This window comes from Pseudomonas wadenswilerensis (assembly GCF_024749185.1).
Lineage (GTDB): Bacteria > Pseudomonadota > Gammaproteobacteria > Pseudomonadales > Pseudomonadaceae > Aquipseudomonas > Aquipseudomonas wadenswilerensis.
This window is the reverse complement of sequence record NZ_CP087191.1, coordinates 4,347,466-4,371,672: the sequence shown is the minus strand read 5'-3', so window position 1 is coordinate 4,371,672 and position 24,207 is coordinate 4,347,466. Positions and strand designations below refer to the sequence as shown.

Here is a 24,207-nt window from a genome sequence, read left to right as displayed (position 1 = left end):
GTGCTGCAATCAGAAGCGATAGGTTAGCGACGCGCCAATACCGTGAGCGCTGTTTTCGTACTTGGCGTTGTACGAACCCTTGGTCGGGCTGGCCAGGTTGACCTTGGTGTCTTCTTCCCACAGGTAGGAGTAAGCCAGGTCGATGGTCATGTCTTCGGTAGGGCTGTAGCCAGCGCCCAGGCTGAACACCTTGCGGTCGCCAGTCGGAATGCGTGGCGAGCGGTCGTGGTTGTTGGTCGGCGACTGGTCGACGGTGAAACCGGTGCGCAGTACCCACTCTTTGTTCAGCTTGTACGAAGCACCGATGGCATGTGCCCAGGTGTCGTGCCAGTTCTGGTCTTCGTTGATGGTGCCGAACTGACCGGCAATCGGCGCAGGCACTTCGTTGGTTACGGTGATCGCTTCCAGACGGCTCCAGCGGGTCCAGGTGCTGCCCGCGTAGAGGGTCCACTGGTCATCCAGTTCGTGGGTGACCGAGAAGTCTACCGACTCAGGGGTCTTGATCTTCAGTTCGGCGTCAAACTTGCTGCCGCTGAACGGGCCGATCAGGGCCGAGTTGATCTTGGTGTTGCCTTCGAGCTTGTAGTCGACCATCGAGTGGTAGGTCAGGCCCAGGCGGGTCTTGTCGGTGGCTTGCACCATGACGCCGATGTTGTAGCCGACCGCGGTATCGTCGCCCTTGATCTTCACTTCGCCGTCGTTGAAGCCCGGGCTGCGTGGGTTGAGGACGTTGGAGCTCAGTTCGCCCTTGATACGGTTGAAGGTCGGGCCGAAACCGATCGAGACCTTGTCGTTGAAGGCATAGCTGACAGTAGGCTGGAAGGTAATGACTTCAACGTAGCTTTTCTTGCCCCAGTAGCGGCTGGCAGCTTCGTCTTCGTATTCGGTCACCAGGCCGAAGGGTGCGTAGACACCAAAGCCGACGGTCCAGTGATCATCGATCGGCTTGACGTAGTAGCCCATGGGCACGCCAACGAACGGCACCATGTCACCATCGGTACTGCCGCCTGGGCGGCCGCCACCGGAAATGTCGGACTTGGCGATGACGGCGGCGCCGCCAACGGTGATCTGTTCGCGTTTCAGGCGCGACATGCCGGCAGGGTTGCCGAAAACGGTGCTGGCATCATCGGCAGAAGAAGAACGACCCGCGAAACCTGTGCCCATGCCGCTGACGCTTTGTTCGTTGAGGGCAAAGCCGCTGGCGAACAGTTGAGTCGAAGCGAGAGTGACGGCGAGGCTAAGAGAGGTTTTGAGCATGACTTTTTTCATTATTAGAACTCCTTGGGATCTCCGGGGCGAAAACTACCAACATTTCGCCCGCAGCGCTATAGGCTGTATCGCAGGAGATAGAGCGGTTTTGTAGGACAATCCGACCAAAATGGCGGGAATTTTCCGATTATGGAAAGCAGTGACTCTCAGCAGGCCTGAAGAGTCACAGGAGCGATGCAGGTTTGCCAGGCGCAGGTGAAATCGCGCAGCCGGCCCTGAGGTTGGAAGGTTTGTCGCCAGATGCGTGCCAGGCCCAGTAAATCGTCGGCGGCGGGCAGTTCAGGGGCCTGTTCTTCGATCAGCATCCAGGCGATGGCGGTGGCGTAGCGCAGGTTTACCGTCAGTTCCAGGTGCGGGCCGCTGAGGAAGGCGTGCTGGCTGGCCAGGCCGCGGACCAGGCTGGCAAGGTCCGGGTCGCGGGCCAGGAACTGGTCCCAGAGGCTTTGGTGGCGCAGTTCGCCGATGCGGTACAGGCCGTGCCCGCGACGGTCGTGCAGGGCCGAACCGAGTGCTGACTGGCTGGCGGCGACGCCGAGCAGCAGGGCTTCGGCGCTGGCGCAATGACGACCCAGGTAGATCAGGGTCGGACGAATGACAAACTGGCTCAACTCGCTCGCGGCGATACCCATGATGCCCTCGAACTTGAAATTGACCGGCGGACGCTGGAGCTTGGCAGCTGGTGAGTCGGTCAGGCCCGCCGGAAGCGGCCTTTGCCGCTTGAGTTGAAGTGTAGTGTCATATTCACGCTGTAAAGGCCTGTTTTTAAAACATTTGCGGCTTTTAGTTATAAATCATATGCCGTGTGGCGATTAGTGATTCGCACTTAAGGATGGCCAAATTCCTGTGGGAGCTGGCTTGCCAGCGATGGCCGCAACACGTTAGCCGGGGCTGCCCTCATCGCTGGCAAGCCAGCTCCCACAGGGGGATTCGACAGATTTACCAGGCATAAAAAAGCCCCGCCAGAGGGCGGGGCTTGAGCGTTTGCAGCGCCGTGCGGATCAGGCCACCAGGGCCTGACGGGTGCGCTCGATGACGGCCTGCAGCGGCTCGGCTTCGGAGTATTGCTCCGGGTACAGGCGCTCGCTGTGACGGGCAATGCCGTGCTCGTTGACCAGGGTGAAGCTGAAGCCGCCTTTGCGCGACGCCAGGATCAAGCAGTTCAGAGGGGCAAATGCCTGGGAAAGGGTGCGAATGGCAGCCTGAGTATGGTTGGAGTGATTCATAGTTATTAGGTGTTCCTGCAATAGACACGGATTCGATCCGTGCACATATAAAACGTTCCAGTAACGCGGGCATTTAAGCCGGTGCGAAGAACCTGACTGGAACAGGGCAGCCAGTTTTGGGCGCATTTATCATGTGGCGCTGGGGCTGACTGGTAGGTACGTCGGAGGACAGGCAACAGCCAGGGTCGGGTTCAATGCCGCTGGGTGAAGATCCTGATCAATCTGCAGGTTGGTTCGGTCAGAGTAAGAAGTGATTTACCTGGGGAACCATCGAGTGGGCCGGTCCTGGTTTCAACAGGCCTGTCCGATGTGAGGGGGCAGGGCACTGTAAGGACTGCTTTGGCCAGAATTGACTTTCAGCTTGGTACTAACGGCGGCAAGACTACAGGACTTTCCGGGTCTTGGCAAGCTTTGGGGGTTTTCGTCTGGCGAGCCGATCAGTATGTCGCGTTCCCGGCGCTCTGTGAAGTGGTATTTCACCGGCTTTGTAGCGTCGTGAGGCAGGGAACGTGCCAGTTTCGTGCAGATAAACGCCTCGCTTCAGGGCGGTTGTACACATTTGGGGCGGCCCCTGTTACAGCCCTGCAACAACGCGGCACATGGCCGCTAATGACTTGGCCGTTGCCTTAAGTCAATGAAAAAAAACACTTATTTTAGCTGGTGAAAAAATCGACAGTTTGACTGAAAGCCCCATTCCATAGGGGTTTGCGGGGTGGTTTAGGGGGTTGTCCACCGAGTTATCCACAGCTTCTGTGGATTGTCCCGAGCGCTTGCTCTAGGACGGGCGTGCCAGCTTTTTAGCCGGTGTCCGACAATCCTTCGGCAGTCTTCTGTCAGCGACAAAATGCCCGCCCTGACGTCAAGAAAAAACGCTGAAATATTTTGAAAAAAAGTGCAAAAAAGCACCGGGCCATTGTCAGAGAAATGGAGTAGAGTGGCGCGCCTCTCGAGTTGCCTTCGCTGTTTTTTATGAAGTTTCGCTCCAAAATCCCCGTTGACCCAGCTGCCCAACCGCCTCTGCCCGAGCCCAAGCGCTTCTCCTTGAAGGTTGCCTTGTGGTTGCTCGACAGTCCGCGCCTGGGTGACAACCCCAACGTCAAGCACTTTGCCGGGCGCTTGCTCAAGCAGCCGGCGCGCCAGGGCGTGGTGGTGGCCCAGAGCCGCTTGGGGCAGATGCTCTGCCGCGATTGCGGCAATGCGCGCGACCGTCGTATCGGCCATGAACTATTGCGCCAAGCGGCGCGGGCCGGTGATCGCCGGGCCCAGCTTGAATACGGCCGGCTGTGCGTCCTGGGGCAACTGAACGAACCCGCTCAGGGCCGCTTCTGGTTGGAGCAGGCGGCAGCCCAAGGCTCGCAGGAAGCCCTGCGCCTGCTCAGGCAATTGCCTGAAGCCTGAATACGGCGCACAGGCCCAAGGCTGATAAGCTGAGCCGTTGATTGTTGGCCGAGGGAGTTCGGGGTGGCTATGGCAGTGGATCTGACCAGCATTCTGCTGGGTATCGTGGTGGCGGCTGTGCCGTGTCTGACGCTGGTGCTGCAGGTGCAGCGGCGCCTGAGTACGCGCCAGGCGCAAGCGGCTTTGCTCGAAGAGCGCCTGAGCAGCGTGCAACTGGCCCAGGAAGGCCTGCTCGCCCAGCTGGATGCCAGCCGTGACGAAATCAGCGACTTGAGCCAGGCCAACGCCGCCAAGCAGGCCACTTTGGCCGCCCAGGCCCGCGAGCTTGAGCTGTTGCAGATCGACCGTGATAACGCTCGGGATGCCGCCCACGCCTGGCAGCTGGAGCGTTCGGCCCGTGAAGCCGAATTGCGCCGCCTGGACGCCCAGAGCGCAGCCCTGAGCGCCGAGCTGCGCGAACAACAGGAAAGCCATCAGCAACGCCTCGACGACCTGCAGGGCTCGCGTGACGAGCTGCGGGCGCAATTCGCCGAAATGGCCACCAAGATATTCGATGAGCGCGAGCAGCGCTTTGCCCAGACCAGCCACCAACATCTGGGGCAATTGCTCGATCCGCTCAAGGAGCGCATCCAGGCCTTCGAAAAACGTGTCGAAGACAGCTACCAGCAGGAAGCCCGCGAGCGCTTCTCGCTGGCCAAGGAGTTGGAACGCCTGCAGCAGCTCAACCTGCGCCTGAGCGATGAAGCCACCAACCTGACCCAGGCGCTCAAGGGTCAGAAGACCCAGGGCAACTGGGGCGAACTGATTCTGGAGCGGGTGCTGGAACACGCGGGGCTGGAGAAGGGCCGCGAGTACCAGACCCAGGTCAGCCTCAAGAGTGCCGATGGCGAGCGCTTCCAGCCCGACGTGCTGATCATGCTGCCGGGCGACAAGCAGGTGGTGGTCGACTCCAAGGTCAGCCTGACCGCCTATCAGCAGTACGTTGCCGCCGACGACAGCGAGATCGCCCAGGCCGCGCTCAAGCAGCACGTGCTGTCGCTGCGCAACCACGTCAAAGGCCTGTCCGGCAAGGACTACAACCGCCTCGAAGGCCTGCACAGCCTGGATTTCGTCCTGCTCTTCGTGCCCATCGAGGCGGCGTTTTCGGCGGCCTTGCAGGCCGAACCGAACCTGTTCCAGGAAGCCTTCGACCGCCAGATCGTGATCGTCAGCCCAACGACCTTGCTGGCCACCTTGCGGGTCATCGACAGCTTGTGGAAGCAGGAGCGCCAGAGCCAGAACGCCCGGGAAATCGCCGAGCGCGCCGGCTGGCTGTACGACAAGTTCGTGCTGTTCATCCAGGACCTGGACGAGCTGGGCAACCGCTTGCAACAGGTCGACAAAGCCTACAGCGCGGCGCGCAACAAACTCTGCGAAGGCCGTGGCAACCTGATCAGCCGCAGCGAACAGCTCAAGCTGCTCGGCGCCCGGGCCAGCAAGAGCCTGCCTGCCGACTTGCTCGAGCGGGCCATGAGCGAAGGCGACCCGCTGGCCGCCAGTGCCCTTACTGGACCAGGCTCAGATGCCGATTGAGCAGGGCGCGCAGGGCCGCCGGCTTGACCGGCTTGGCCAGGTAGTCGAGGCCGGCGGCATGTACCTGGGCAACCATCTCGCTGCGCCCGTCGGCGCTGATTACCACGCCGGGTACCGGCTCGCCGAGGCGGGTGCGTAGCCAGGCCATCAGCTCGGTGCCGACCTCGCCATCGTCCAGGTGATAGTCGACCAGCGCCAGGTGCGGGCGCAGGCCGTTTTCCAGCAAGGCATCGCATTCTGCGCGGTTGCGCGCGGTCGACACCTGGCAGCCCCAGCGGCTGAGCAGGCTGTTCATGCCGATGAGAATGCTGTCTTCATTGTCGACACATAGCACCTGCATGCCCGCTAATGGCTGCCCGGCCTGTTCGGCGGGGCTGACCACCGGTACCGCCGGCGCCGTGGCCAGCGGCACGCTGACGCGGAACACGCTGCCCTTGCCCGGCCAGGATTTCACTTCAAGCGGATGCCCGAGCACCTTGCACAGGCCATCGGCAATCGCCAGGCCCAGGCCCAGGCCTTTTTCGGCGCGGGTCTGGTGGCTGTCCAGGCGTTTGAATTCCTCGAAAATCACCTGCAGCTTGTCATCGGCGATGCCGCTGCCACGGTCCCAGACCTCCAGCCACAAGCGGTCTTGCTGGCGGCGCACACCCAGCAGGATCGGGCTCTTGCCATAGCGGAAGGCGTTAGTGAGGAAGTTCTGCAAAATGCGCCGCAGCAGCTTCATGTCGCTCTGCACCCGCAGGCGGCTGCCGCGCAGGCGGAAATCCAGGCCTTGCTGCTGGGCCAGCACCTTGAATTCGGCGCCGAGGGTGTCGAACAGCTCGTTGAGGGCGAAAGGCTTGACGTCCGGGGTGATCTTGCCGTTTTCCAGGCGCGAAATGTCCAGCAGGTCGCTGATCAGTTCTTCGGCCGAGCGCAGCGAGCTGTCCATGTGCTGGACCAGTTGCTGGGCGTCGGCCGACAGGCCGTCACCTTGATGCGACAGCGCCGCCGAGAACAACCGCGCGGCGTTCAGCGGTTGCATCAGGTCGTGGCTGACGGCAGCAAGGAAGCGGGTCTTGGACTGGTTGGCCGCTTCGGCATGGCTCTTGGCTTCGGTCAGCGCCTGGTTCAGTTGCGAGAGTTCATGGGTACGTTCGGCGACCCGTTGCTCCAGGCTTTCGTTGGCACCCTTGAGGGCCTGTTCGGCTTCGCGGAACGGCGTAATGTCGGTAAAGCTCATGACAAAGCCGCCACCGGGCATCGGGTTGCCGATCAACTCGATTACCCGGCCATTGGGAAACAAGCGCTCGGAGGTGTGTGCACGGCCCTGGCGCATCCAGTGCAGGCGCCTTGCCACGTGCACCTGGGCCTCGCCCGGGCCGCACAGGCCGCGTTCGGCGTTGTAGCGGATGATGTCGGCAATCGGCCGGCCGACGCTGATCAGCCCGTCGGGGTAGTTGAACAGCTCCAGGTAGCGGCGGTTCCAGGCCACCAGGCGCAGCGACTGGTCGACCACGCTGATGCCCTGGCTGATGTTCTCGATCGCCCCTTGCAGCAAGGCGCGGTTGAACTGCAGTACCTCCGAGGCTTCGTCGGCGATGCGCACCACGTCTTCCAGCTGCATGTCGCGGCCTTCGATGGCGGCCTTGACCACGGCGCGAGTGGAGGAGGTACCGAGCACGCCGGCGAGCAGGCGCTCGGTGTGCTCGATCCAGTCACCGTCGGCGTTCTGGTTGGGGTTGAAGCCCTTGCCCTGGCGGTAGGCGAAACGGATGAAGCTTTGTCGTGCGCGCTCTTCGCCGACAAAACGTGCGGCCAGGTGCAGCAGGTCGTCGATCTGCACCGCCAGCAGCGAACGGCTGCTCGGCCGTGCGCTGGTCTGCTGGCCGATAAAGCGCCCGGCCTGCCAGTGCTCTGACACCCGAGTGCGGGAAAGGATCGACACCCAGGCGAACAGGGTGAAGTTGCCCGCCAGCGACAGCACCACGCCCTGGGTCAGCGGGGTGATCGGCAGGTTCAGCGGGTTGCCGTGCAGCCAGGCCAGGCCCGGGAACAGCTCCAGCGACCAGCCCAGGCTATGGGCGGCAATCGGCAACACCAGGGTGTAGAACCACAGGAACACCCCGGCGGCCAGGCCGGCGAACACACCGCGGCGGTTGGCCTGCTTCCAGTACAGGGCGCCGAGCATGGCCGGGGTCAATTGGGTCACGGCGGCAAAGGCCACCTGGCCGATGGTCGCCAGGCTCGCGGTGGAGCCAAGCAGGCGGTAACTGACATAGGCCAGCAGGAGGATGACGACAATAGTCACCCGGCGCACCGAGAGCATCCAGTGGCGGAAGGCTTCGAACGGCCGCTCGGCGTTGTTGCGCCGTAGCAGCCAGGGCAGCAGCATGTCGTTGGAGACCATGGTCGACAGCGCCACGGCCTCGACGATGACCATGCCGGTGGCCGCTGAGGCGCCGCCGATAAAGGCCAGCAGCGCCAGCGCCGGATGGGCCTCGGCCAGCGGCAGGCTGATGACGAAGGAGTCGGGCAGCACCGAGTCAGGCAGCAGCATCTGCCCGGCCAGGGCGATCGGCACCACGAACAGCGCGGCGAGGATCAGGTACATCGGGAACACCCAGCGCGCCAGGCGCAGGTCCTGGGGTTCGATGTTCTCTACCACGGTGACGTGGAACTGTCGCGGCAGGCAGATGATCGCCATCATCGCCACGCCGGTCTGCACGATCATCGACGGCCAGTTGATGGTCTCGCTCCAGAAACCTTCCAGGCGCGGTGCCAGTTGCGCCTTGCTGAACAGGTCGTCGAAGCCATCGAACAGGCCGAAGGTGACAAAGGCGCCGACGGCAAGGAATGCCAGCAGCTTGACCAGGGATTCGAAGGCAATGGCCAGGACCATGCCGCGGTGGTGTTCGGTGACGTCCAGGCTGCGGGTACCGAAGACGATCGAGAACAGCGCCAGCACCAGCGACACCACCAGCGCGGTGTCCTGCACGCGGCTGCCGGTGGCGTCGGCGCCGGCACCGATCAGCAGGTTGACGCCGAGCACGATGCCCTTGAGCTGCAGGGCGATATACGGCAGCACGCCGATCAGGCAGATCAGCGCCACCACCACCGCCAGGCTCTGCGACTTGCCATAGCGGGCGGCGATGAAGTCGGCGATCGAGGTGATGTTTTCCTGTTTGCTGATCAGCACCATCTTCTGCAGCACCCAGGGGGCGAACAGCAGCAACAGCACGGGGCCGAGATAGATCGGCAGGAACGCCCAGAGTTGTTCGGCGGCCTGGCCGACGGCACCGAAGAAGGTCCAGCTGGTGCAGTACACCGCCAGCGACAGGCTGTACACCCAGGCACGCAGGCGCGGCGGCAACGGTGTGCTGCGGCGGTCGCCGTAGAAGGCGATGGCGAACATGATGGCCATATAGGCCAGGGCGACCACGGCGATCAGCCCACTGGACAGCGACATGACAACTCCGAAGCAAAAGGGTGATTCAGCCTGACAGCGAACCTCGATCAATCAGTCTGGCACGCCGCCGAGGCTTCGTCAGCGCCGACGATGGTCGCAGTGGCAGAGCGTCGCAGGCCTTAACCGGGCAAGGCCAGGTCAAGCAGGCGGTAGAGCTGTTCCAGGGTCGGCGGGGCTTCGGCGAACAAGGTACGGTAGACAGTCGGCGCGACGATCAAATCGAGCAGGTGCTCGATGTCTGGCAAGGCCTCGCCGCGCGCCTGGGCACGATCGAGAATGACCTGCAACTGCCCGCGCAGGATGTTGGTGCAGTAACCCGGGCAGGCGCTGCTGAGCACGTCGCGCATCAGGTTGCGGCCTGGCTCGGAGGTGATTTCGTCGAGGTATTGCTCGGTCCAGGCGCGCAGGTCGGCGCGTAGCTCGCCGGTGTCCAGCGGCGCCACGTCGGGCAGCACACGCTCGACGGCGACATCGGCCAACAAGGCCGCCAGTTCGCCCCAGCGCCGGTAGATGGTCGACGGGGTGACGCCGGCGCGGGCAGCAATTTGCGGCACGGTCAGGCTCGCGCGGTCCTGCTCTTTGAGCAGCTCGCGTACCGCCGCATGTACCGATGCCTGAACACGGGCGCTGCGCCCACCCGTGCGGATACCTTCTTTAATCGCCATCGGTCGACCTTAACACAAAGGGTTTGCGTTAAGGAATGAAGGCGAGCAGACTGCGCAAAAGCTAAATAATTGCTTTAGCGGAGTGCTGACCATGTTCATGTTGTTCAAAGCCCCGGCCTCGCGGCGTTTTCGTCTGGTGTTTCTGGCCACTGCTCTGCTTGGTTTTCTCGCGGCGTCGAGCACCCCCACGCCCTTGTATCACCTGTACCAGCAAGCGTGGCAGTTCTCGGCGGTGACCCTGACGCTGATCTTCGCCGTGTATGCCGTGAGCCTGTTGGCGGCGCTGTTGACGGTCGGTTCGCTGTCGGACTACCTGGGGCGGCGGCCGTTGATCTTTACCGCGCTGGTACTGGAAAGCGTCGCCATGCTGTTGTTCCTGCAGGCCGACAGTGTCAGTGGGTTGATCGCGGCGCGGATCCTGCAAGGCTTTGCCACCGGTATGGCCACCAGTGTGCTGGGGGCCGCGTTGCTGGATATCGACCGGGAACAGGGGCCGCTGGTCAACAGCCTGACCCCCTTGCTCGGCATGGCCAGCGGTGCGCTGGGTACTGGTTTGCTGGTGGAGTTTGCCCCATGGCCGTTGCGCCTGGCGTACGGGCTGTTGCTCGGCCTGTTTGTGGCGCAGGCGTTGCTGGTGTGGCATCTGCCCGAGAGCGTCAGCCGCCAGCCCGGCGTCCTGGCATCGTTGCGCCCGGCCCTGCATGTACCGCCCCAGGCGCGAGCAGCGGTGTGGCGGATGTTGCCGGTGAACGTTGCCGGTTGGGCATTGGGCGGGTTCTTCCTGTCGCTGGCGCCGTCACTGGCGCGCGAGGCGACCGGGGCGACCTCCAACCTGGTGGGCGGCGGGCTGGTGGCGGCGTTGACGGTGACCGGCGCCGTGGCGATCTACCACCTGCGACTGCGCCCGGCCGGGCAGATCCTGCGCCTGGGCACTGGAGTGTTGCCGGCTGGGATGCTGTTGATCCTGCTGGCGTTGCATCGCGGTGAACTGGGGCTGTTTTTCATGGCCACGGTGGTCACCGGCGTCGGCTTTGGCGCGAGCTTCCTGGGCGCGCTACGCAGCATCATGCCGCTGGCCGAGGCCCACGAGCGTGCCGGGCTGATGGCGACATTCTATGTGCTGAGCTACCTGGCCTTCTGTGTGCCGGCCATGCTGGCCGGGTGGATGGTGCGCAGCTTCGGCCTGGTGCCGACCGGGGAGGTTTATGCGTTGGGGGTGATCATACTGTGTGCCGTGGCAGCGATTCTGAGCTTGCCGGTGCGGGCTTTGTCCCGCGGCTGACTGTGTTGGCCTCATCGCGGGGCAAGCCCGCTCCTACAGGATTTCATTGATCCTCTGTGGGAGCGGGCTTGCCCCGCGATGCTTTTAGTCCGAGAAAATCCGTTGCACGCCACCCCCATCAATCACCGCATCGATCAGCGCGCGGGCAGTCTCGATATGCTGGCCTGCGCCAGCGACGATTGAGCGGTCGTTGAGGGTGAGATGATCCAGCGCATCGCTCACTGTGGCTTCGGCGCAGCGCAGAAGTTGGCCTGCGTGCAGCAGGGCCTCTTCGGCAGGTATGCCTTCGCGGACGCTGAACATGCGGTTGGTGCCGAACGATGTGCTCGCGGTGGTCGTCTCGGTCAGGTCGAGACTAGGGGGATCGGGGACGATTTTCTTCATGGGTAACCTCTGTCAGTGGCGCAACCATCTTTCGCTGCTAAACGAAAGGTGGCAGCTGTACGCGGGTTAGCAGACCGGTGACAGAGAACCGGCGCACCCGAAGGTGCCCCACGTACAACCGCCATAACAGGGGTGTTCGTAGATCTCTGTCATTCTCGGACTGCTAAATCCGCTCATTGGATTTTCCAACGACGACAGCAGCCTAGGTCCATGACGGACATGGCACAACAGAGCAACGGCGCCGGAAGTATGATTCAGAACGGTCTGACAGAAAACACTTACGGCATTGCGATTTCTCGCTGCTGGTTGTGGGTTTATCGAGCTCGTTCAGGATCGCAATACCGAGCCCGCGGCTGACGGTACTGGCCTCATCGCGGGGCAAGCCCGCTCCCACGGGTTCACTGCAGAGCCAGTGGGAGCGGGCTTGCCCCGCGATGCTTTAATTCGGCGTTCGCCGAGCCCCCAGGTAATAAAACAGCGCCGCCAACAGCACCGAACCGATCAATAGGTAAAAGGTCGCCACCGGCACCAGGTGCGCCAGGGCAAAGCCGCAGATCACCGGGCCCAGCGCCGCGCCGAGGTTGGACAGGTTCTGCGCGCCGTAATACACCCCGCGCAGATGCTCCGGGGCGATGCTGTCGATGAACATGTACTCGGCAGGGATGACGATGATCTCGCCGAGGGTGAACACCAGCATCGCCAGGCACCAGACCAGCAGCGACTGGGCCAGCGAGAATCCCAGCAGGCCGACCAGGAACAGCGTCATGCCGGCGATCAGCCAGGGCATCAGCTGGCGGCTGCTGATGCGCCGGCCAATCACATACTGCAAGGCAATCACCGTCACCGCGTTGGTCGCCACCAGGTAGCTGATGTAGCGCGCCGCTTCGCTGGCGCTGCTGGTCACCACCAGGTACTGCGACAGGTAGGCGGTGAACTGGCCGAACACTACCGCACTGAGGGCACCGCCGAGGGTGAAGCAGATCAGCCGGCGGTCTTTCACCAGTTGCACGCCAACACTGAGAAACCCGGCCTGTTCGCTGCCTTCGACCCGCGCCCGCGCCGCGCGCTCGCCCCAGCGCCGGTAGCTCAGGCACATGGCCAGGCCGAGCAGCGCCGAGAGCAAAAACGGCAGGTGATCATCCAGCAGCACCAGCGCCACGCCGACGAAGGGCCCGACCGCGTAGGCGACGTTGCTCAGGGTGTACTTGATCGAGAACACTTCGCTGCGCTCCTCCAGCGGCAGCAGCGCGCAAAAGCCGGCCTTGGCGGCGATGTCCACCACCGCCAGGGCCAGGTTGATCAGCACCAGGCAGATGAAGAACAGGCTCAGCTCGCGGCTGACCACCGCGCCAATGAAGGCCAGGGTAAAGGTCAGGGTCGCGGCGATGATCACCGTGTAGCTGCGCAGGGTATCGATCAGGTAGCCGCCGTACAGGCTCAGCAAGGAGGCGACGATCAGCGCGCCGCCGATCATCAGGCCGATGCCGCTGATGTCCAGGGCGAAGTTCTGTGCAAGGTAGACCACCAGGTAGGGCAGGGTGATCGCCCGGGCCAGGGTCAGGGTGAAGGTGGTCGCCAGCAGCAGGCGAACTTGCGGTGCATAGCGTTTGATGGCGGTGAGCATTAACGACGTCCTTGTTGTTATCGGCGCTGAGCATACGCCTTGTGCAAGGCAATTTGTATATTGGTAAAACCGATAACAGATAGAGAAATTACCCGTTATATAGATATATTTTCCCAGCATAAGATGAACTCAACCTCACCGGAGGACAGGAGAATTCATCATGCCTTGCAGCCAAACCCGCACCTCGCCGTTACGCCCGCTGAGCCAGCTGGCGCATCCGCGTGAAGTGATCCGTCAGTTCACCCCCAACTGGTTCGCCGCGACCATGGGCACCGGCGTGCTCGCCCTGGCCCTGGCGCAGGTCGATGTACCCGGCCTGCACGCCTTGGCCGAATCCCTGTGGTTGCTGACCATCGGCCTGTTCGTGCTGTTTACCCTGCTGTACACCGCGCGCTGGGTGCTGTTCTTTGATGAAGCGCGGCGGATCTTCGCCCATTCCACCGTATCGATGTTCTTCGGCACCATCCCCATGGGCCTGGCGACCATCCTCAACGGTTGCCTGGTGTTCGGCATCAATCGCTGGGGCGAGGGCATCCTGCCCTGGGTCGAGGCGCTGTGGTGGTTCGACGTCGGCCTGGCACTGCTGTGCGGCGTGGCCATTCCCTACCTGATGTTCACCCGCCAGGAACACAGCATCGACCAGATGACCGCCGTGTGGCTGCTGCCGGTAGTGGCCGCGGAAGTCGCCGCTGCCAGCGGCGGCCTGCTGGCGCCGCACCTGGTGGATACGCACGCGCAATTTCAGGTGCTGATCACCAGCTATGTGCTGTGGGCGGTGTCGTTGCCGGTGGCGTTCAGCATCCTCACCATCCTCATGCTGCGCATGGCCCTGCACAAACTGCCGCAGGCCAACATGGCCGCGTCGAGCTGGCTGGCCCTGGGGCCGATCGGTACCGGCGCCCTGGGCATGTTGCTGCTGGGGGCCGATGCCCCGGCGATCTTCGCTGCAAACGGCCTTGGTAACCTGGGTGAAGTCGCCCGCGGCCTGGGCCTGATTGCCGGCATCGTGTTGTGGGGTGCGGGCCTGTGGTGGTTACTGACGGCGGTGCTGATCACCCTGCGCTACATCCGCCACGGCATGCCGTTCAACCTCGGCTGGTGGGGCTTTACCTTCCCGCTCGGTGTGTACACCCTGGCCACCCTGAAACTGGCGGCCTGGCTGGGCCTGGGCTTCTTCCATGAGCTGGGCATGCTACTGGTGGTGGCGCTGGCCGCACTCTGGCTGCTGGTCACCGCCCTGACCCTGCGCGGCGCCTGGCACGGTGAGCTGTTCGTGTCGCCATGCATTGCCGGTCTGAACAAGTAGATTGCATTTACCTGGGGGTTTGTGGCTTTGTGCGGCCTGCGCGTATCCAATAACAAAGCCCCACTCAGGTACACGGACGATGAGTCAATCTTCACAATTCAGCCTGCTTGGCAAACGGCGCTTCTTGCCGTTCTTCGTCACCCAGTCGCTGGGTGCGTTCAACGACAACCTGTTCAAGCAGTCGGTCATCCTGTTGTTTCTCTACAAGATCGCCAGCCCCCACGGCCAGGACACTGCCATCTGGGTCAACGCCTGCGCCTTGATGTTCATCCTGCCGTTCTTCCTGTTCTCGGCGCTGGCCGGGCAGTTCGGTGAGAAGTACGCCAAGGACGCTTTGATCCGCGTGATCAAGCTGGCCGAGATCGCCATCATGGCGGTCGGTGCCATTGGCATCATGACCCAGATACCCTTGCTGATGCTCCTGGCGTTGTTCGGCATGGGCACCCACTCGGCCATGTTCGGCCCGGTGAAGTACTCGATCATGCCCCAGGCCCTGCGCGAGGAAGAGCTGGTCGGCGGCAATGGCCTGGTGGAAATGGGCACCTTCCTGGCGATCCTCGCCGGCACCATTTGTGCCGGGGTACTGATGTCCAGCGCCGATTACGGCGTCTGGGCTGCGTCGGCGGTGGTGCTGGTGGCCGTGCTGGGCTACCTGGCCAGTCGCAGCATCCCGCGCGCCGCAGCTTCTACACCGGAGCTGAAAATCAACTGGGACATCGCCAGCCAGACCCTGGCCACTCTGCGCATGGGCCTCAAGCAGACGCCTGCGGTGTCGCGCTCGATCGTCGGCAACTCGTGGTTCTGGTTCATCGGCGCGGTGTACCTGACGCAAATCCCCGGTTACGCCCAGCAATGGCTGCACGGCGACGAGACCGTGGTCACCCTGATCCTTACCCTGTTCTCGGTGGGCATCGCCGTCGGTTCGCTGCTGTGCGAGCGCATGAGCGGGCACAAGGTGGAAATCGGCCTGGTGCCGTTCGGCTCCTTCGGCCTGAGCCTGTTCGGCCTGCTCTGGTGGTGGCACTCCGGCGAGATCCTGCCGGCGGCCGCGCCTTACGACTGGCTGGCGGTACTGGGCATCGGCCAGGCCTGGTGGGTGCTGGGGTCGATTCTCGGCCTGGGTGTGTTCGGCGGCTTCTATATCGTGCCGCTGTATGCACTGATCCAGTCGCGCACCCCGCAAGACCAGCGTTCGCGGGTGATTGCCGCCAACAACATCCTTAACGCACTGTTCATGGTGGTCTCGGCGATCTTCAGCGTGGTGCTGCTGAGCTTCCTTGAGCTGAGCATCCCGCAGCTGTTCCTGGTGGTGTCGCTGCTCAACATCGCGGTGAATTTCTATATCTTCCGCATCGTCCCCGAGTTCACCATGCGTTTCATGATCTGGCTGCTCAGCCATTCCATGTACCGCGTCGAGCACCGTGACCTGCAGCAGATTCCTGATCAGGGCGCAGCACTGTTGGTGTGCAACCATGTGTCGTTCGTCGATGCACTGCTGATCGGTGGCGCGGTGCGCCGGCCGATTCGTTTTGTCATGTACTACAAGATCTACCGCTTGCCGGTACTCAATTTCATCTTCCGTACCGCCGGGGCGATTCCGATTGCCGGGCGCAGCGAAGATGCCGAGACCTACGAGCGCGCGTTCAAGCAGATCGCTGCGTACCTGGCCGATGGAGAGCTGGTGTGCATCTTCCCTGAAGGCAAGCTGACCACCGACGGTGAAATCGACGAGTTCAAGGGCGGTGTGAGCCGGATCATCGAGCAGACGCCGGTGCCGGTGATCCCGTTGGCGTTGCAGGGCTTGTGGGGGAGTTTCTTCAGCCGCGACCCGGCCAAGGGGTTCTTCCGCCGCTTGTGGTCGCGGGTGACCCTGGTGGCCGGTTCTGCCGTCCCGGTAGAGGCGGCGGAACCGGCGTTGCTGCGTGAGCGGGTCAGCGAGCTGCGCGGCGACTCACGCTGAAGGGGCAGGGCTGGGTCAGCTGGCGCTGACCTTGAGCCCGACCAGGCCGCAGATGATCAGCGCCACACTGACCAGACGCACCAGGGCCATGGATTCGCCGAACAGGATGATCCCGGCGATCACCGTGCCGACTGCGCCGACTCCGGTCCAGATCGCGTAGGCGGTGCCCAGCGGCAGTTCTTTCATGGCCAGGCCCAGCAGGCCGAGGCTGATGACCATGGCGCCGACGGTGAGGACGGTGGGCAGGGGGCGGGAAAAGCCGTCGGTGTACTTCAGGCCAACGGCCCAGCCGACTTCGAACAGGCCGGCGAAAAACAGGATGATCCAGGACATGCAGAGTCTCCATCAAGTGATGGGGCCGTCCCCGGAATGGTCACGCGGTGCGTCGTGAGGCCGTCCTCACAGTGGGCGGTATGGTGCCCAAGTTGCTTTTGTACTGCAAGTTGGGCCGCTTTGCGGCCCATCGCCGGCAAGGCCGGCTCCCACAGTGTTGGCATTAACCGAGCGGCTGGGTTTTAAGCTCCACCTCAGGCTCTTGCATGCGCCGAAACCAGGTCGACAGCAACGCCCCGGAAATATTGTGCCAGACGCTGAACAGTGCGCTGGGCACCGCCGCCAATGGCGAAAAGTGTGCACTGGCCAGGGCCGCGCCCAGCCCGGAATTCTGCATGCCGACCTCCAGCGCCAGCGACTTGCGCTGTGCCAACGGCAGCTTGAACAGCTTGCCGGTGATATAGCCAAGCATGAAGCCAAAGCCGTTGTGCAGCATGACCACCACCATGATCAGTACGCCGGACTCGGCGATTTTCGCCTGGCTGGCGGCCACCACGGCGCAGACGATCATCACGATGCTGACCACCGACACCAGCGGTAGCACCTGCACCGCCAGTTGTACCCGCGCGCCCAATAGGCGTTGAGCCAGCACGCCAAGCACGATCGGCAGCATCACCAGTTGCAGGATCGACCAGAACATGTCGAGGAAAGACACCGGCAGCCAGGCCGAGGCCAGCAGCCAGATCAGCGCCGGGGTCAGCAGCGGGGCGAGCAGGGTGGTGACGGCGGCAATCGCCACGGCCAGGGCCAGGTCGCCCTTGGCCAGCCAGGCCATGACGTTGGATGAAGTGCCGCTGGGGCAGCAGCCCACCAGGATCACGCCCACGGCGATTTCCGCCGGCAGCTGGAACAACCGGCACAACAGCCAGGCCACGCCGGGCATGATCATGAAATGCGCGACCACGCCCAGGGCCACGCGCCAGGGCTGGCGGGCGACGGCGGCGAAGTCATCGAGTTTGAGGGTCAGGCCCATGCCGAACATGACCAGGCCGAGTAGCGGCACGATGGCGCTTTTAAGGCCGATGAACCACTGCGGTTGCAAGAAGGCCAGGATGGCGAACAACAGCACCCACCAGGCGAAGGTATTGCCGACGAAGCGGCTGAGGGCAGCGAGGGTACGCATGGCGCAGGTCCTTCTTATCACGACCGCTGCGCGCTCGATCGCTGGCAAAGCCAGCTCCCACAGGTTCGGCGTACACAGATCCATTGTGGGAGCCGGCCTTGCCGGCGATGAGGCCGGCAAGGTCGCTACAATACTCAGATCCCCTGCGGGATTTCTTCTCCTCCCAACGCCTCGAACAGCGCCGGCAGGAACTCGCCAAAGGTCAGCATCATCAGGGTGAAGCTGGCATCGAGCTGGCCCAGGGCCTCGTCGCCGCCGTCTTCTTCGGCCTGGTCCTGCAGCAGCTCTTCAAAGCGCAGGCGCTTGATGACCATCTTGTCGTCGAGCACGAACGACAGTTTGTCCTGCCAGGCCAGCGACAGTTGCGTGACCACCTTGCCGGTACCCAGGTGCAGCTGGATCTCGTCGCTGGTCAGGTCCTGGCGCTTGCAACGGACGATGCCGCCGTCTTCGTGGGTGTCGCGCAGCTCGCACTCATCCAGTACATAGAAGTCAGGCGCGGCCTGCTGGGTCTTGACCCAGTCGGTCATGGTCGCGCTCGGGGCGATCTTCACGGTCACCGGGCGCACCGGCAGCGAGCCGATGACTTCACGCAGGGTCGACAGCAGGTCTTCGGCACGCTTGGCGCTGGCCGAGTTGACCAGGATCAGGCCTTGCTTGGGGGCGATGGCGGCGAAGATCATCGAGCGGCGAATAAAGGCGCGCGGCAGGAAGGCCTGGATGATCTCGTCCTTGATCTGGTCGCGCTCCTTCTTATAGACCTTGCGCATCTGCTCGGCTTCGATCTCGTCGATCTTCTCTTTAACCGCATCGCGCACGACGCTGCCCGGCAGGATGCGCTCTTCTTTACGCGCGGCAATCAGCAGGAAGTCGCCGCTGACATGCACCAGCGGTGCGTCTTCACCTTTGCCGAACGGGGCGACGAAGCCGTAAGTGGTCAACTCCTGGCTGGCGCATGGGCGAGCCGGCTTGCTGGCCAGAGCGGTTTCCAGTGCCTCGGGGTCGAACGAAATGTCCTGGGTCAGGCGGTAGGTCAGCAGGTTTTTGAACCACATGGGGTGAATCTCTCCTCAACACATAAGGAGGGCATTAAACTCCGAGCGGGCACTTCAGGCCAAGCACCGCTAAGTCTTTGGAACGCCTCAAAAATTTTTTTAAAAAAGTGCTTGCCAGAGTGTTCGGTGCTCCGTAGAATGCGCGCCACACCGAGACGAAGGGTGATTAGCTCAGCTGGGAGAGCATCTGCCTTACAAGCAGAGGGTCGGCGGTTCGATCCCGTCATCACCCACCACTTCTCAGTGTATCGCGCAGCGGTAGTTCAGTCGGTTAGAATACCGGCCTGTCACGCCGGGGGTCGCGGGTTCGAGTCCCGTCCGCTGCGCCATATTTAGCTTCCAGGGCCCACTGAACACCCGGAAGCAACAAAGAAAGCGACCTTAGGGTCGCTTTTTTTGTTTCTGGAATTCGTCCAGAATCCACCAGTACGCTGGGACGCTACTGTTTTGCTCCGTGCCAGCACCACTTCTGAGCAAGAGAACGAACATGCAGGATGCAAGCACTTCCCCGGCGCCAATGCTGGGTATCGACCTGGGCACCACCAACAGCCTGGTGGCGGTCTGGCAGGATGGCCGGGCACAACTGATCCCCAACGCCCTTGGCGACGTGCTCACGCCTTCGGTGGTCAGCCTCGACGAAGACGGCAGCATTCTGGTCGGCAAGGCCGCACGCTCACGCCTGACTACCCATCCGCAACGCACCGCCGCCGCCTTCAAGCGCTTCATGGGCAGCGAAAAAAAGATCACCCTCGGTGACCAGGTATTCAGCCCCGAAGAACTGTCGGCGCTGGTGCTCGGTGCACTCAAGGCCGATGCCGAAGCGTTTCTCGGTTGCCCGATCAGCGAAGCGGTGATTTCCGTGCCGGCCTATTTCAGCGACGAGCAGCGCAAGCGCACCAGCTTTGCCGCCGAGCTTGCTGGCCTGAAAGTCCAGCGCCTGATCAACGAACCGACCGCCGCGGCCATGGCCTACGGCCTGCACGAGCAGAAATTCGAACGCACATTGATCTTCGATCTCGGTGGCGGCACCTTCGACGTGACTGTACTGGAATACGCGCTGCCGCTGATCGAGGTGCATGCCTCGACCGGCGACAACTTCCTCGGCGGCGAAGATTTTACCGGCGCCTTGCTGCAGGCCTGCCTGCAGCACTGGCAACTCAAGCCGGCGATGCTTGCGCCCCAGGCCCTGGCCAGCCTTGCCGATGCCATCGAGCAGCTCAAGTGCAAGCTGGGCGAGGGCGAGCAGCACTTGAGCTGGAACGGTGACGGCGTCAGCCGCCACTGGTCGCTCGATGAAGCCCGTGCGCAGAAGATCTGGGCGCCGTTGCTGGCGCGGATTCGTGCACCGATCGAGCAGGCCCTGCGCGATGCACGCCTGCGCGCCAGCGACCTCGACAGCCTGGTGCTGGTCGGCGGTGCCACGCGCATGCCGGTAATCCAGCAGATGGTCTCGACCCTGTTCGGCCGCCTGCCTTACCGCTACCTCGACCCGGACACCATCGTTGCCCTCGGTGCTGCCACCCAGGCGGCGTGCAAGGCGCGCGATTCGGCGATCGAAGAGCTGATCCTCACCGACGTCTGCCCCTATACACTGGGTATCGCCGCGATGGATGGCGAATACCAGACCGAGATCTTTGCGCCGATCATCGACCGCAATACCGTGATCCCTACGTCACGGATCAAGCCGTTCTACAGCACTCATATTGAACAGACAGCCATCAGCATCCGCGTCTATCAAGGCGAGCGGCCCTGGGTCGAAGACAACATCTTTGTCGATTCTTTCAAGATCCCGCTGACCCCGAACGGCAAGATCCAGCGCCTGGACGTGCGCTTCAGCTATGACATCAACGGCCTGTTGGAAGTCGATGTGACCTTGCCGCAGACTCGCGAGCAGTTCAGTCACGTGATCGATCGCAGCCCCACCGGGCTGGATGAAGACGCGCGCCAAGCCAGCCATGAACGCCTTGCCGGGCTGAAGATCCACCCGCGCGATGCCTTGCCCAACCGCACCTTGCTGGCACGCCTGGAGCGGGCCTGGGCGCAGAGCCTGGGGGCTGAACGCGATGCGATCGGCGACTGGCTCAATGAGTTCAGCGCGATCCTGGCCGGCCAGGAGTCGACCGAGATCGCCGGCGCTCGCCAGCGCCTCATCGAGGCGCTGGACGACATGCGTTACTGACCGTTGAGCCGTCGCAGGGCGGCTTGCAGGCCACCCTGCAGGTTGTCCTGCGGCTGATTGACGGGCGGCACGCCGTAGCGGTTGGGCAGCGGTTCGCCCGGCAGGAGCAGCAGCACCAGCGGCAAGAAGTGCAGGAACGGGATCAGCATCACGAAGATGATCATCATCGGGATGCCCCGGCCAATGTCGTGCAGGCGGCGCAGGGTGGCGCTGCCGAGCAGGCCGACGAACAGCAGGCCGAAGAAGATCTGCTCGACTGCACTGCTGGCCATCAGGGTCAGGATCGGCCCGAGAAGGATGCTGGCGACTACCTGCACGCCGTAACCCTTGCGGCCCAGGCGGCTATCGATTTTCCACACGTGCGAGGCCGGTACCGGTTGGCTGCCGGAATTGGCCAGCAGCAGGCGCTCGGACCACGACAACAAGGCAGTCAGGGCTGCGCGAATGCCGGCGTCCATGCCCGGGTAATCCTTGCCGCGCTGCAATTCCTTGAGCACCTTGGCCCGCGGCACCCCGGCGCTGCCGTAACGCGCCAGGTCCTTGAGGCTGTCGAGCATGCTGTAGAACAGCGTGCTGTTGATCAGCTCGTCTTCCTCCAGCACCTTGCGCGGCGGGCGCACCGGCTCGCCCTTGATCAGGCCGTTGCGAAACGGTTCGAACCAGGCATCCGGGCAGGTCAGGGTCGAGATGCGCCGCAGCAGGCTGCCATGCTGTTCGGCGTTCAGGCTCGGGTCGTGATAGAGAATGGCGCACAGCACCATCATGCCCAGTACGTCATCATCGAAGGCGTGCGGGTCGTTTTCCAGGCAGGCGTACAGTTTCAGGTTGCTGGGCAGCTTGGCGCTGTCCAGGGCTTGCTGCACCGTCGACAGGCGCTGGCCGATAAAGCCTTGCAGCGGGTCGTTGTCATCCAGCCAGCCGAGCAGGCCATCGACGTTGCCTTGCTGGCCCTGCAGGCGTAGCAGCAACTGCTGCAGGCCGGCGAACGGATGGCCGGCCGGGTATGGCAGGCTGGCCAGCAACTGCGCTGGCACCATCGCCAGCCAGCGTTGGGGCTGGTCAACCAGGGCGAGCATGAACAGGTTCTGCCGGTGCCAGGTCCACAGACCATCGTCGGCAGGTGGGCGCGGCAGTTCGATGCCGGCTTCGGCAAGGTCCGAAAGCAGCTGCACGCCGAAAGGCGTCGGCATCAGGTTGGCCGGCTTGATCAGCGCGGTCAGCTTGGGCAGGGTGGCGGCCGGGTAGCTGCGCATCCGCCGCAGCCAGTCGCGGGCTACCGACAGGCCGCTGCCTTCGCAGAGCACTTCGGGCAGTTGCGGCTGTGGCGAAGGGCTGTTGATGAAGGCGGTCAGGGCCAGGGCCAGCGGTGACTGCTCGAGCCAGCGCAACTGTTGCTCGGCCTGGTACTTGAAGCCTTCGATGATCAGTTGATCCAGCGGGTCGTCGCCCAGCGGCTCGGCCATGATCTGCCGCAGCAGGCCGCTGTCACCACGGTGCAGCGCCCAGGCGTGGCGGTACAGGCGCTGCAGCTGGCGATCCGGCTGGTCGTCGAGCAGCCAGGCCAGCAGCGGCAGTTCGTCTTTGCCGTCCAGGCGCCATTTGACGAAAATCCCGGCGATGCCTTCGTGCTCGTCACGTGCGGCTTCGAACCAGCGTGTCAGGGTTTCCGGGCGCTGCGACGGGCTGCCCCAGATCTGCGCCAGATCGTTCAAGTCTTGTGGCCATTGGTACACCGGCTCCAGGCGATCAAGGGCCTGGATCAACAGCGGCAGGCGCTGCGGTTGGTGCTGGGCGCACAGGTTGAGCAGCCAGCGTCCCGCTTCCGGGTGCTGGTGCTCGCACCACAGGCGGGTCCAGCACTGGCGGGCGAGTTCTTCCTGGCCGGTGTCGCTGGCCTGGCAGGCGAGCAGGTACAGCAGGTCGATATCGTCCGGTGCCTGGCGTTGCTGCTCGGCGATCATGGCAAAGAAGCTGGTACTGCCGATGCCGGCCTGGCACAGCTTGACCATCAGGCGCTGGATAAAGGCCGGGTCATCCGGGAACGGCAGGCAGGTGTGCAGGGTGACGAAGCTCTCGAACTCGAACAGCGGCCGGGTGTGGTAGAGGAAATCCAGGTTCCTGGCGAACCACAGGGTTTCTATTTGCGCTTCTATCGACCAGTGCTTCATCACGCCGGTGTCAAACGGGTCCGGCTCGCTGATGCGTTCAAGAAATTCATCAGCCTGGCGCGGATCTTCCAGGCGCAGTACCTCGTTTTCCCAACCCAGGTGCCTGGCCATCAGTTGCACGCAGGCGTGCGACAACGGGCCGGTCTCCATCAGCTTGTACAGCAAGTGCCAGCTGACCTGTTCCTGGTCATCCAGGGTCAGGCTGGCGAAACCATCGATGAAGGCCTGCCAGGCTGGCGGGTCGAAGCGGCGGGTCGGGTCGCCGAGCAGCTTGGAAAAGTCGCTCATGGTCTGTTCGATCAGTGCATTACGCACCAGCACCGGCTCGTCGTGCTCAGGGGCCTCATCCTGCTCGTCGCGGGCCAGGCGCAGGGCGTGCTCGTAAGCCTCGCGCAGGGCCTGGAAACCCTGCGGGTCGGTTTCCGGGTGGTGCTGCGGCAACAGCGCGCGGTAAGCGCCGCGGATGACATCGGGGTCGTTGGTCGGCTCGATGCCCAGGCGAATCCAGCAGCTCATGACCAGCCTCCTTGCAGGGTGTCGGGGCGTTCCGGCAGGTTCAGCGGCAGCTCCCAGGGGATGCTGGCGAAAAAGCCCAGGGCGTCCTGGCTCAGGTTCATCATGATGCAGCGGTTCCAGTGTTCGCTGCCCTGGCGCTCCAGGCACTGCGCCAGTTCTTCGTCGCTGGCGCTGGAGCAGTTCCACAGCGCCTTGCCAAACAGGTAGCCGGCCAGGTAGCGGTCCCAGCTGTTGTAGTAGTGCCGTGCACGCAGGGCCAGGCGGCCTTGCAGCCAGTGGCTTTCAGCGATGCTGAGGTAGCCCTTGCGCAACCCTGCCCGCAGCAGGTAACCCATGCGCCCCAGGTCCCAGGCGCGCACGCCGCCCTGGCCGCAGTCGGCCAGGGTGCGCCGGGCGAACTCGTACTGGATGCGCTTGCGCGGTGTCAGCGCTTCAAGCACCTGCGGCCATTCGCTGGGCAGGCAGCGCGCGGCTTGCCAGTAGGCGTCCTTGAGCTCCAGGGCGTGGCCGGTGTCGGCCATGCTGAGCATGTTCAGCAACTCCTGGCGATTGTTGATGCCCCACCACTTTTTAAGGTCGGTCTCGTCTTCGTCGTAGGTCTCGAAGTAGGTCGCGGCGGTGTAGCTGGCGCCGTTGAGGGCGGCCATGGGGGCGGAAAGGGCGTACAGCCAGTGCTGCTCGATTTCTTCCATGAAAAAGCTC

At 63.2% G+C, this 24,207-nt stretch carries 18 protein-coding genes and 2 tRNA genes; 8 read left to right on the top strand and 12 right to left on the bottom strand.

Annotation, left to right across the window (positions count from 1 at the left end):
* Positions 1-9 precede the first annotated feature (9 nt).
* The 3 genes from LOY45_RS20015 to LOY45_RS20005 all read right to left on the bottom strand — a co-directional run bounded on the left by LOY45_RS20015 (position 10) and on the right by LOY45_RS20005 (position 2,492).
* Entirely contained in the window at positions 10-1,269 is a 1,260-nt protein-coding gene (locus tag LOY45_RS20015; RefSeq protein ID WP_115085758.1) for an OmpP1/FadL family transporter, read from the bottom strand.
* 146 nt (positions 1,270-1,415) lie between these two features.
* Positions 1,416-1,898, bottom strand: a complete 483-nt coding sequence (locus LOY45_RS20010) for a hypothetical protein (RefSeq protein ID WP_045195516.1) — start codon at positions 1,896-1,898, stop codon at positions 1,416-1,418.
* Between the two features lie 369 nt (positions 1,899-2,267).
* The gene (locus LOY45_RS20005) at positions 2,268-2,492 is read right to left on the bottom strand and encodes a hypothetical protein (RefSeq protein WP_115085759.1); all 225 of its coding nucleotides are present in this window, start codon (positions 2,490-2,492) and stop codon (positions 2,268-2,270) included.
* A gap of 969 nt (positions 2,493-3,461) precedes the next feature.
* On the opposite strand from LOY45_RS20005, the gene LOY45_RS20000 reads away from it, so the two are divergent.
* Both LOY45_RS20000 and LOY45_RS19995 read left to right on the top strand, forming a co-directional pair.
* Positions 3,462-3,890 (top strand): tetratricopeptide repeat protein, encoded by a 429-nt coding sequence (locus LOY45_RS20000; protein ID WP_258578245.1) that lies wholly within the window; start codon positions 3,462-3,464, stop codon positions 3,888-3,890.
* A 183-nt stretch (positions 3,891-4,073) separates the two neighbouring features.
* A complete protein-coding gene (locus LOY45_RS19995; protein ID WP_166675658.1) occupies positions 4,074-5,462 on the top strand; it encodes a DNA recombination protein RmuC in 1,389 nt (462 codons plus the stop codon).
* Here the strand turns inward: LOY45_RS19995 and LOY45_RS19990 are convergent.
* The gene (locus LOY45_RS19990; RefSeq protein WP_134061614.1) at positions 5,434-8,910 is read right to left on the bottom strand and encodes a hybrid sensor histidine kinase/response regulator; all 3,477 of its coding nucleotides are present in this window, start codon (positions 8,908-8,910) and stop codon (positions 5,434-5,436) included. The genes LOY45_RS19995 and LOY45_RS19990 overlap by 29 nt on opposite strands.
* Positions 8,911-9,029: 119 nt before the next feature.
* A complete protein-coding gene (locus LOY45_RS19985) occupies positions 9,030-9,575 on the bottom strand; it encodes a TetR/AcrR family transcriptional regulator (RefSeq protein ID WP_115085762.1) in 546 nt (181 codons plus the stop codon).
* Between the two features lie 91 nt (positions 9,576-9,666).
* On the opposite strand from LOY45_RS19985, the gene LOY45_RS19980 reads away from it, so the two are divergent.
* Positions 9,667-10,857 carry an MFS transporter gene (locus tag LOY45_RS19980; protein ID WP_115085763.1) on the top strand — a complete coding sequence of 397 codons (1,191 nt, stop codon included), beginning with the start codon at positions 9,667-9,669 and terminating at the stop codon, positions 10,855-10,857.
* 84 nt (positions 10,858-10,941) lie between these two features.
* Here the strand turns inward: LOY45_RS19980 and LOY45_RS19975 are convergent, their stop codons facing one another.
* Positions 10,942-11,241 (bottom strand): DUF6124 family protein, encoded by a 300-nt coding sequence (locus LOY45_RS19975; protein ID WP_010224261.1) that lies wholly within the window; start codon positions 11,239-11,241, stop codon positions 10,942-10,944.
* 439 nt (positions 11,242-11,680) lie between these two features.
* Complete coding sequence (locus LOY45_RS19970) at positions 11,681-12,865, bottom strand: MFS transporter (protein WP_134061620.1); 1,185 nt, start codon at positions 12,863-12,865, stop codon at positions 11,681-11,683.
* 160 nt (positions 12,866-13,025) lie between these two features.
* Between LOY45_RS19970 and LOY45_RS19965 the strand changes: the two genes are divergently transcribed.
* Together LOY45_RS19965 and LOY45_RS19960 are read left to right on the top strand one after the other, a co-directional pair.
* A complete protein-coding gene (locus LOY45_RS19965) occupies positions 13,026-14,171 on the top strand; it encodes a TDT family transporter (RefSeq protein ID WP_233673605.1) in 1,146 nt (381 codons plus the stop codon).
* A 79-nt stretch (positions 14,172-14,250) separates the two neighbouring features.
* Positions 14,251-16,131, top strand: coding sequence for an MFS transporter (locus LOY45_RS19960; RefSeq protein WP_258578244.1), 1,881 nt, complete (start codon positions 14,251-14,253; stop codon positions 16,129-16,131).
* A gap of 15 nt (positions 16,132-16,146) precedes the next feature.
* On the opposite strand, the gene sugE is transcribed toward LOY45_RS19960, so the two are convergent.
* From sugE to rdgC, 3 genes are all read right to left on the bottom strand, one after another.
* Positions 16,147-16,464 (bottom strand): quaternary ammonium compound efflux SMR transporter SugE, encoded by a 318-nt coding sequence (sugE, locus tag LOY45_RS19955; protein ID WP_038993957.1) that lies wholly within the window; start codon positions 16,462-16,464, stop codon positions 16,147-16,149.
* Between the two features lie 163 nt (positions 16,465-16,627).
* Positions 16,628-17,587 carry a bile acid:sodium symporter family protein gene (locus LOY45_RS19950; RefSeq protein WP_258578243.1) on the bottom strand — a complete coding sequence of 320 codons (960 nt, stop codon included), beginning with the start codon at positions 17,585-17,587 and terminating at the stop codon, positions 16,628-16,630.
* A 134-nt stretch (positions 17,588-17,721) separates the two neighbouring features.
* Positions 17,722-18,642: a recombination-associated protein RdgC gene (gene rdgC, locus LOY45_RS19945; protein ID WP_115085768.1), complete on the bottom strand. Its 921-nt coding sequence runs from the start codon at positions 18,640-18,642 to the stop codon at positions 17,722-17,724.
* Between the two features lie 160 nt (positions 18,643-18,802).
* On the opposite strand from rdgC, the gene LOY45_RS19940 reads away from it, so the two are divergent.
* From LOY45_RS19940 to LOY45_RS19930, 3 genes are all read left to right on the top strand, one after another.
* Positions 18,803-18,878, top strand: a tRNA-Val gene (locus LOY45_RS19940).
* A 16-nt stretch (positions 18,879-18,894) separates the two neighbouring features.
* Positions 18,895-18,971: transfer RNA gene (locus LOY45_RS19935), tRNA-Asp, on the top strand.
* A gap of 158 nt (positions 18,972-19,129) precedes the next feature.
* Positions 19,130-20,821, top strand: coding sequence for a molecular chaperone HscC (locus tag LOY45_RS19930; RefSeq protein WP_258578242.1), 1,692 nt, complete (start codon positions 19,130-19,132; stop codon positions 20,819-20,821).
* On the opposite strand, the gene LOY45_RS19925 is transcribed toward LOY45_RS19930, so the two are convergent.
* Together LOY45_RS19925 and LOY45_RS19920 are read right to left on the bottom strand one after the other, a co-directional pair.
* Complete coding sequence (locus LOY45_RS19925; RefSeq protein ID WP_258578240.1) at positions 20,815-23,505, bottom strand: DUF805 domain-containing protein; 2,691 nt, start codon at positions 23,503-23,505, stop codon at positions 20,815-20,817. The two genes, LOY45_RS19930 and LOY45_RS19925, sit on opposite strands and share 7 nt — an antisense overlap.
* Entirely contained in the window at positions 23,502-24,197 is a 696-nt protein-coding gene (locus tag LOY45_RS19920) for a DUF1266 domain-containing protein (RefSeq protein ID WP_115085771.1), read from the bottom strand. The genes LOY45_RS19925 and LOY45_RS19920 overlap by 4 nt, the downstream gene beginning before the upstream one ends.
* Positions 24,198-24,207: the final 10 nt, after the last annotated feature.

Excerpts from the sequence above, each read along its gene's own strand:
- LOY45_RS19920 (WP_115085771.1), bottom strand. The coding sequence starts at position 24,197 with ATGGAAGAAATCGAGCAGCACTGGCTGTACGCCCTTTCCGCCCCCATG.
- LOY45_RS19985 (WP_115085762.1), bottom strand. The coding sequence starts at position 9,575 with ATGGCGATTAAAGAAGGTATCCGCACGGGTGGGCGCAGCGCCCGTGTT.
- LOY45_RS19990 (WP_134061614.1), bottom strand. The coding sequence starts at position 8,910 with ATGTCGCTGTCCAGTGGGCTGATCGCCGTGGTCGCCCTGGCCTATATG.
- LOY45_RS19925 (WP_258578240.1), bottom strand. The coding sequence starts at position 23,505 with ATGAGCTGCTGGATTCGCCTGGGCATCGAGCCGACCAACGACCCCGAT.
- LOY45_RS20015 (WP_115085758.1), bottom strand. The coding sequence starts at position 1,269 with ATGAAAAAAGTCATGCTCAAAACCTCTCTTAGCCTCGCCGTCACTCTC.
- LOY45_RS20010 (WP_045195516.1), bottom strand. The coding sequence starts at position 1,898 with ATGGGTATCGCCGCGAGCGAGTTGAGCCAGTTTGTCATTCGTCCGACC.
- LOY45_RS20005 (WP_115085759.1), bottom strand. The coding sequence starts at position 2,492 with ATGAATCACTCCAACCATACTCAGGCTGCCATTCGCACCCTTTCCCAG.
- LOY45_RS19970 (WP_134061620.1), bottom strand. The coding sequence starts at position 12,865 with ATGCTCACCGCCATCAAACGCTATGCACCGCAAGTTCGCCTGCTGCTG.
- LOY45_RS19975 (WP_010224261.1), bottom strand. The coding sequence starts at position 11,241 with ATGAAGAAAATCGTCCCCGATCCCCCTAGTCTCGACCTGACCGAGACG.
- LOY45_RS19930 (WP_258578242.1), top strand. The coding sequence starts at position 19,130 with ATGCAGGATGCAAGCACTTCCCCGGCGCCAATGCTGGGTATCGACCTG.
- LOY45_RS19960 (WP_258578244.1), top strand. The coding sequence starts at position 14,251 with ATGAGTCAATCTTCACAATTCAGCCTGCTTGGCAAACGGCGCTTCTTG.
- LOY45_RS20000 (WP_258578245.1), top strand. The coding sequence starts at position 3,462 with ATGAAGTTTCGCTCCAAAATCCCCGTTGACCCAGCTGCCCAACCGCCT.
- LOY45_RS19950 (WP_258578243.1), bottom strand. The coding sequence starts at position 17,587 with ATGCGTACCCTCGCTGCCCTCAGCCGCTTCGTCGGCAATACCTTCGCC.
- rdgC (WP_115085768.1), bottom strand. The coding sequence starts at position 18,642 with ATGTGGTTCAAAAACCTGCTGACCTACCGCCTGACCCAGGACATTTCG.
- sugE (WP_038993957.1), bottom strand. The coding sequence starts at position 16,464 with ATGTCCTGGATCATCCTGTTTTTCGCCGGCCTGTTCGAAGTCGGCTGG.
- LOY45_RS19980 (WP_115085763.1), top strand. The coding sequence starts at position 9,667 with ATGTTCATGTTGTTCAAAGCCCCGGCCTCGCGGCGTTTTCGTCTGGTG.
- LOY45_RS19965 (WP_233673605.1), top strand. The coding sequence starts at position 13,026 with ATGCCTTGCAGCCAAACCCGCACCTCGCCGTTACGCCCGCTGAGCCAG.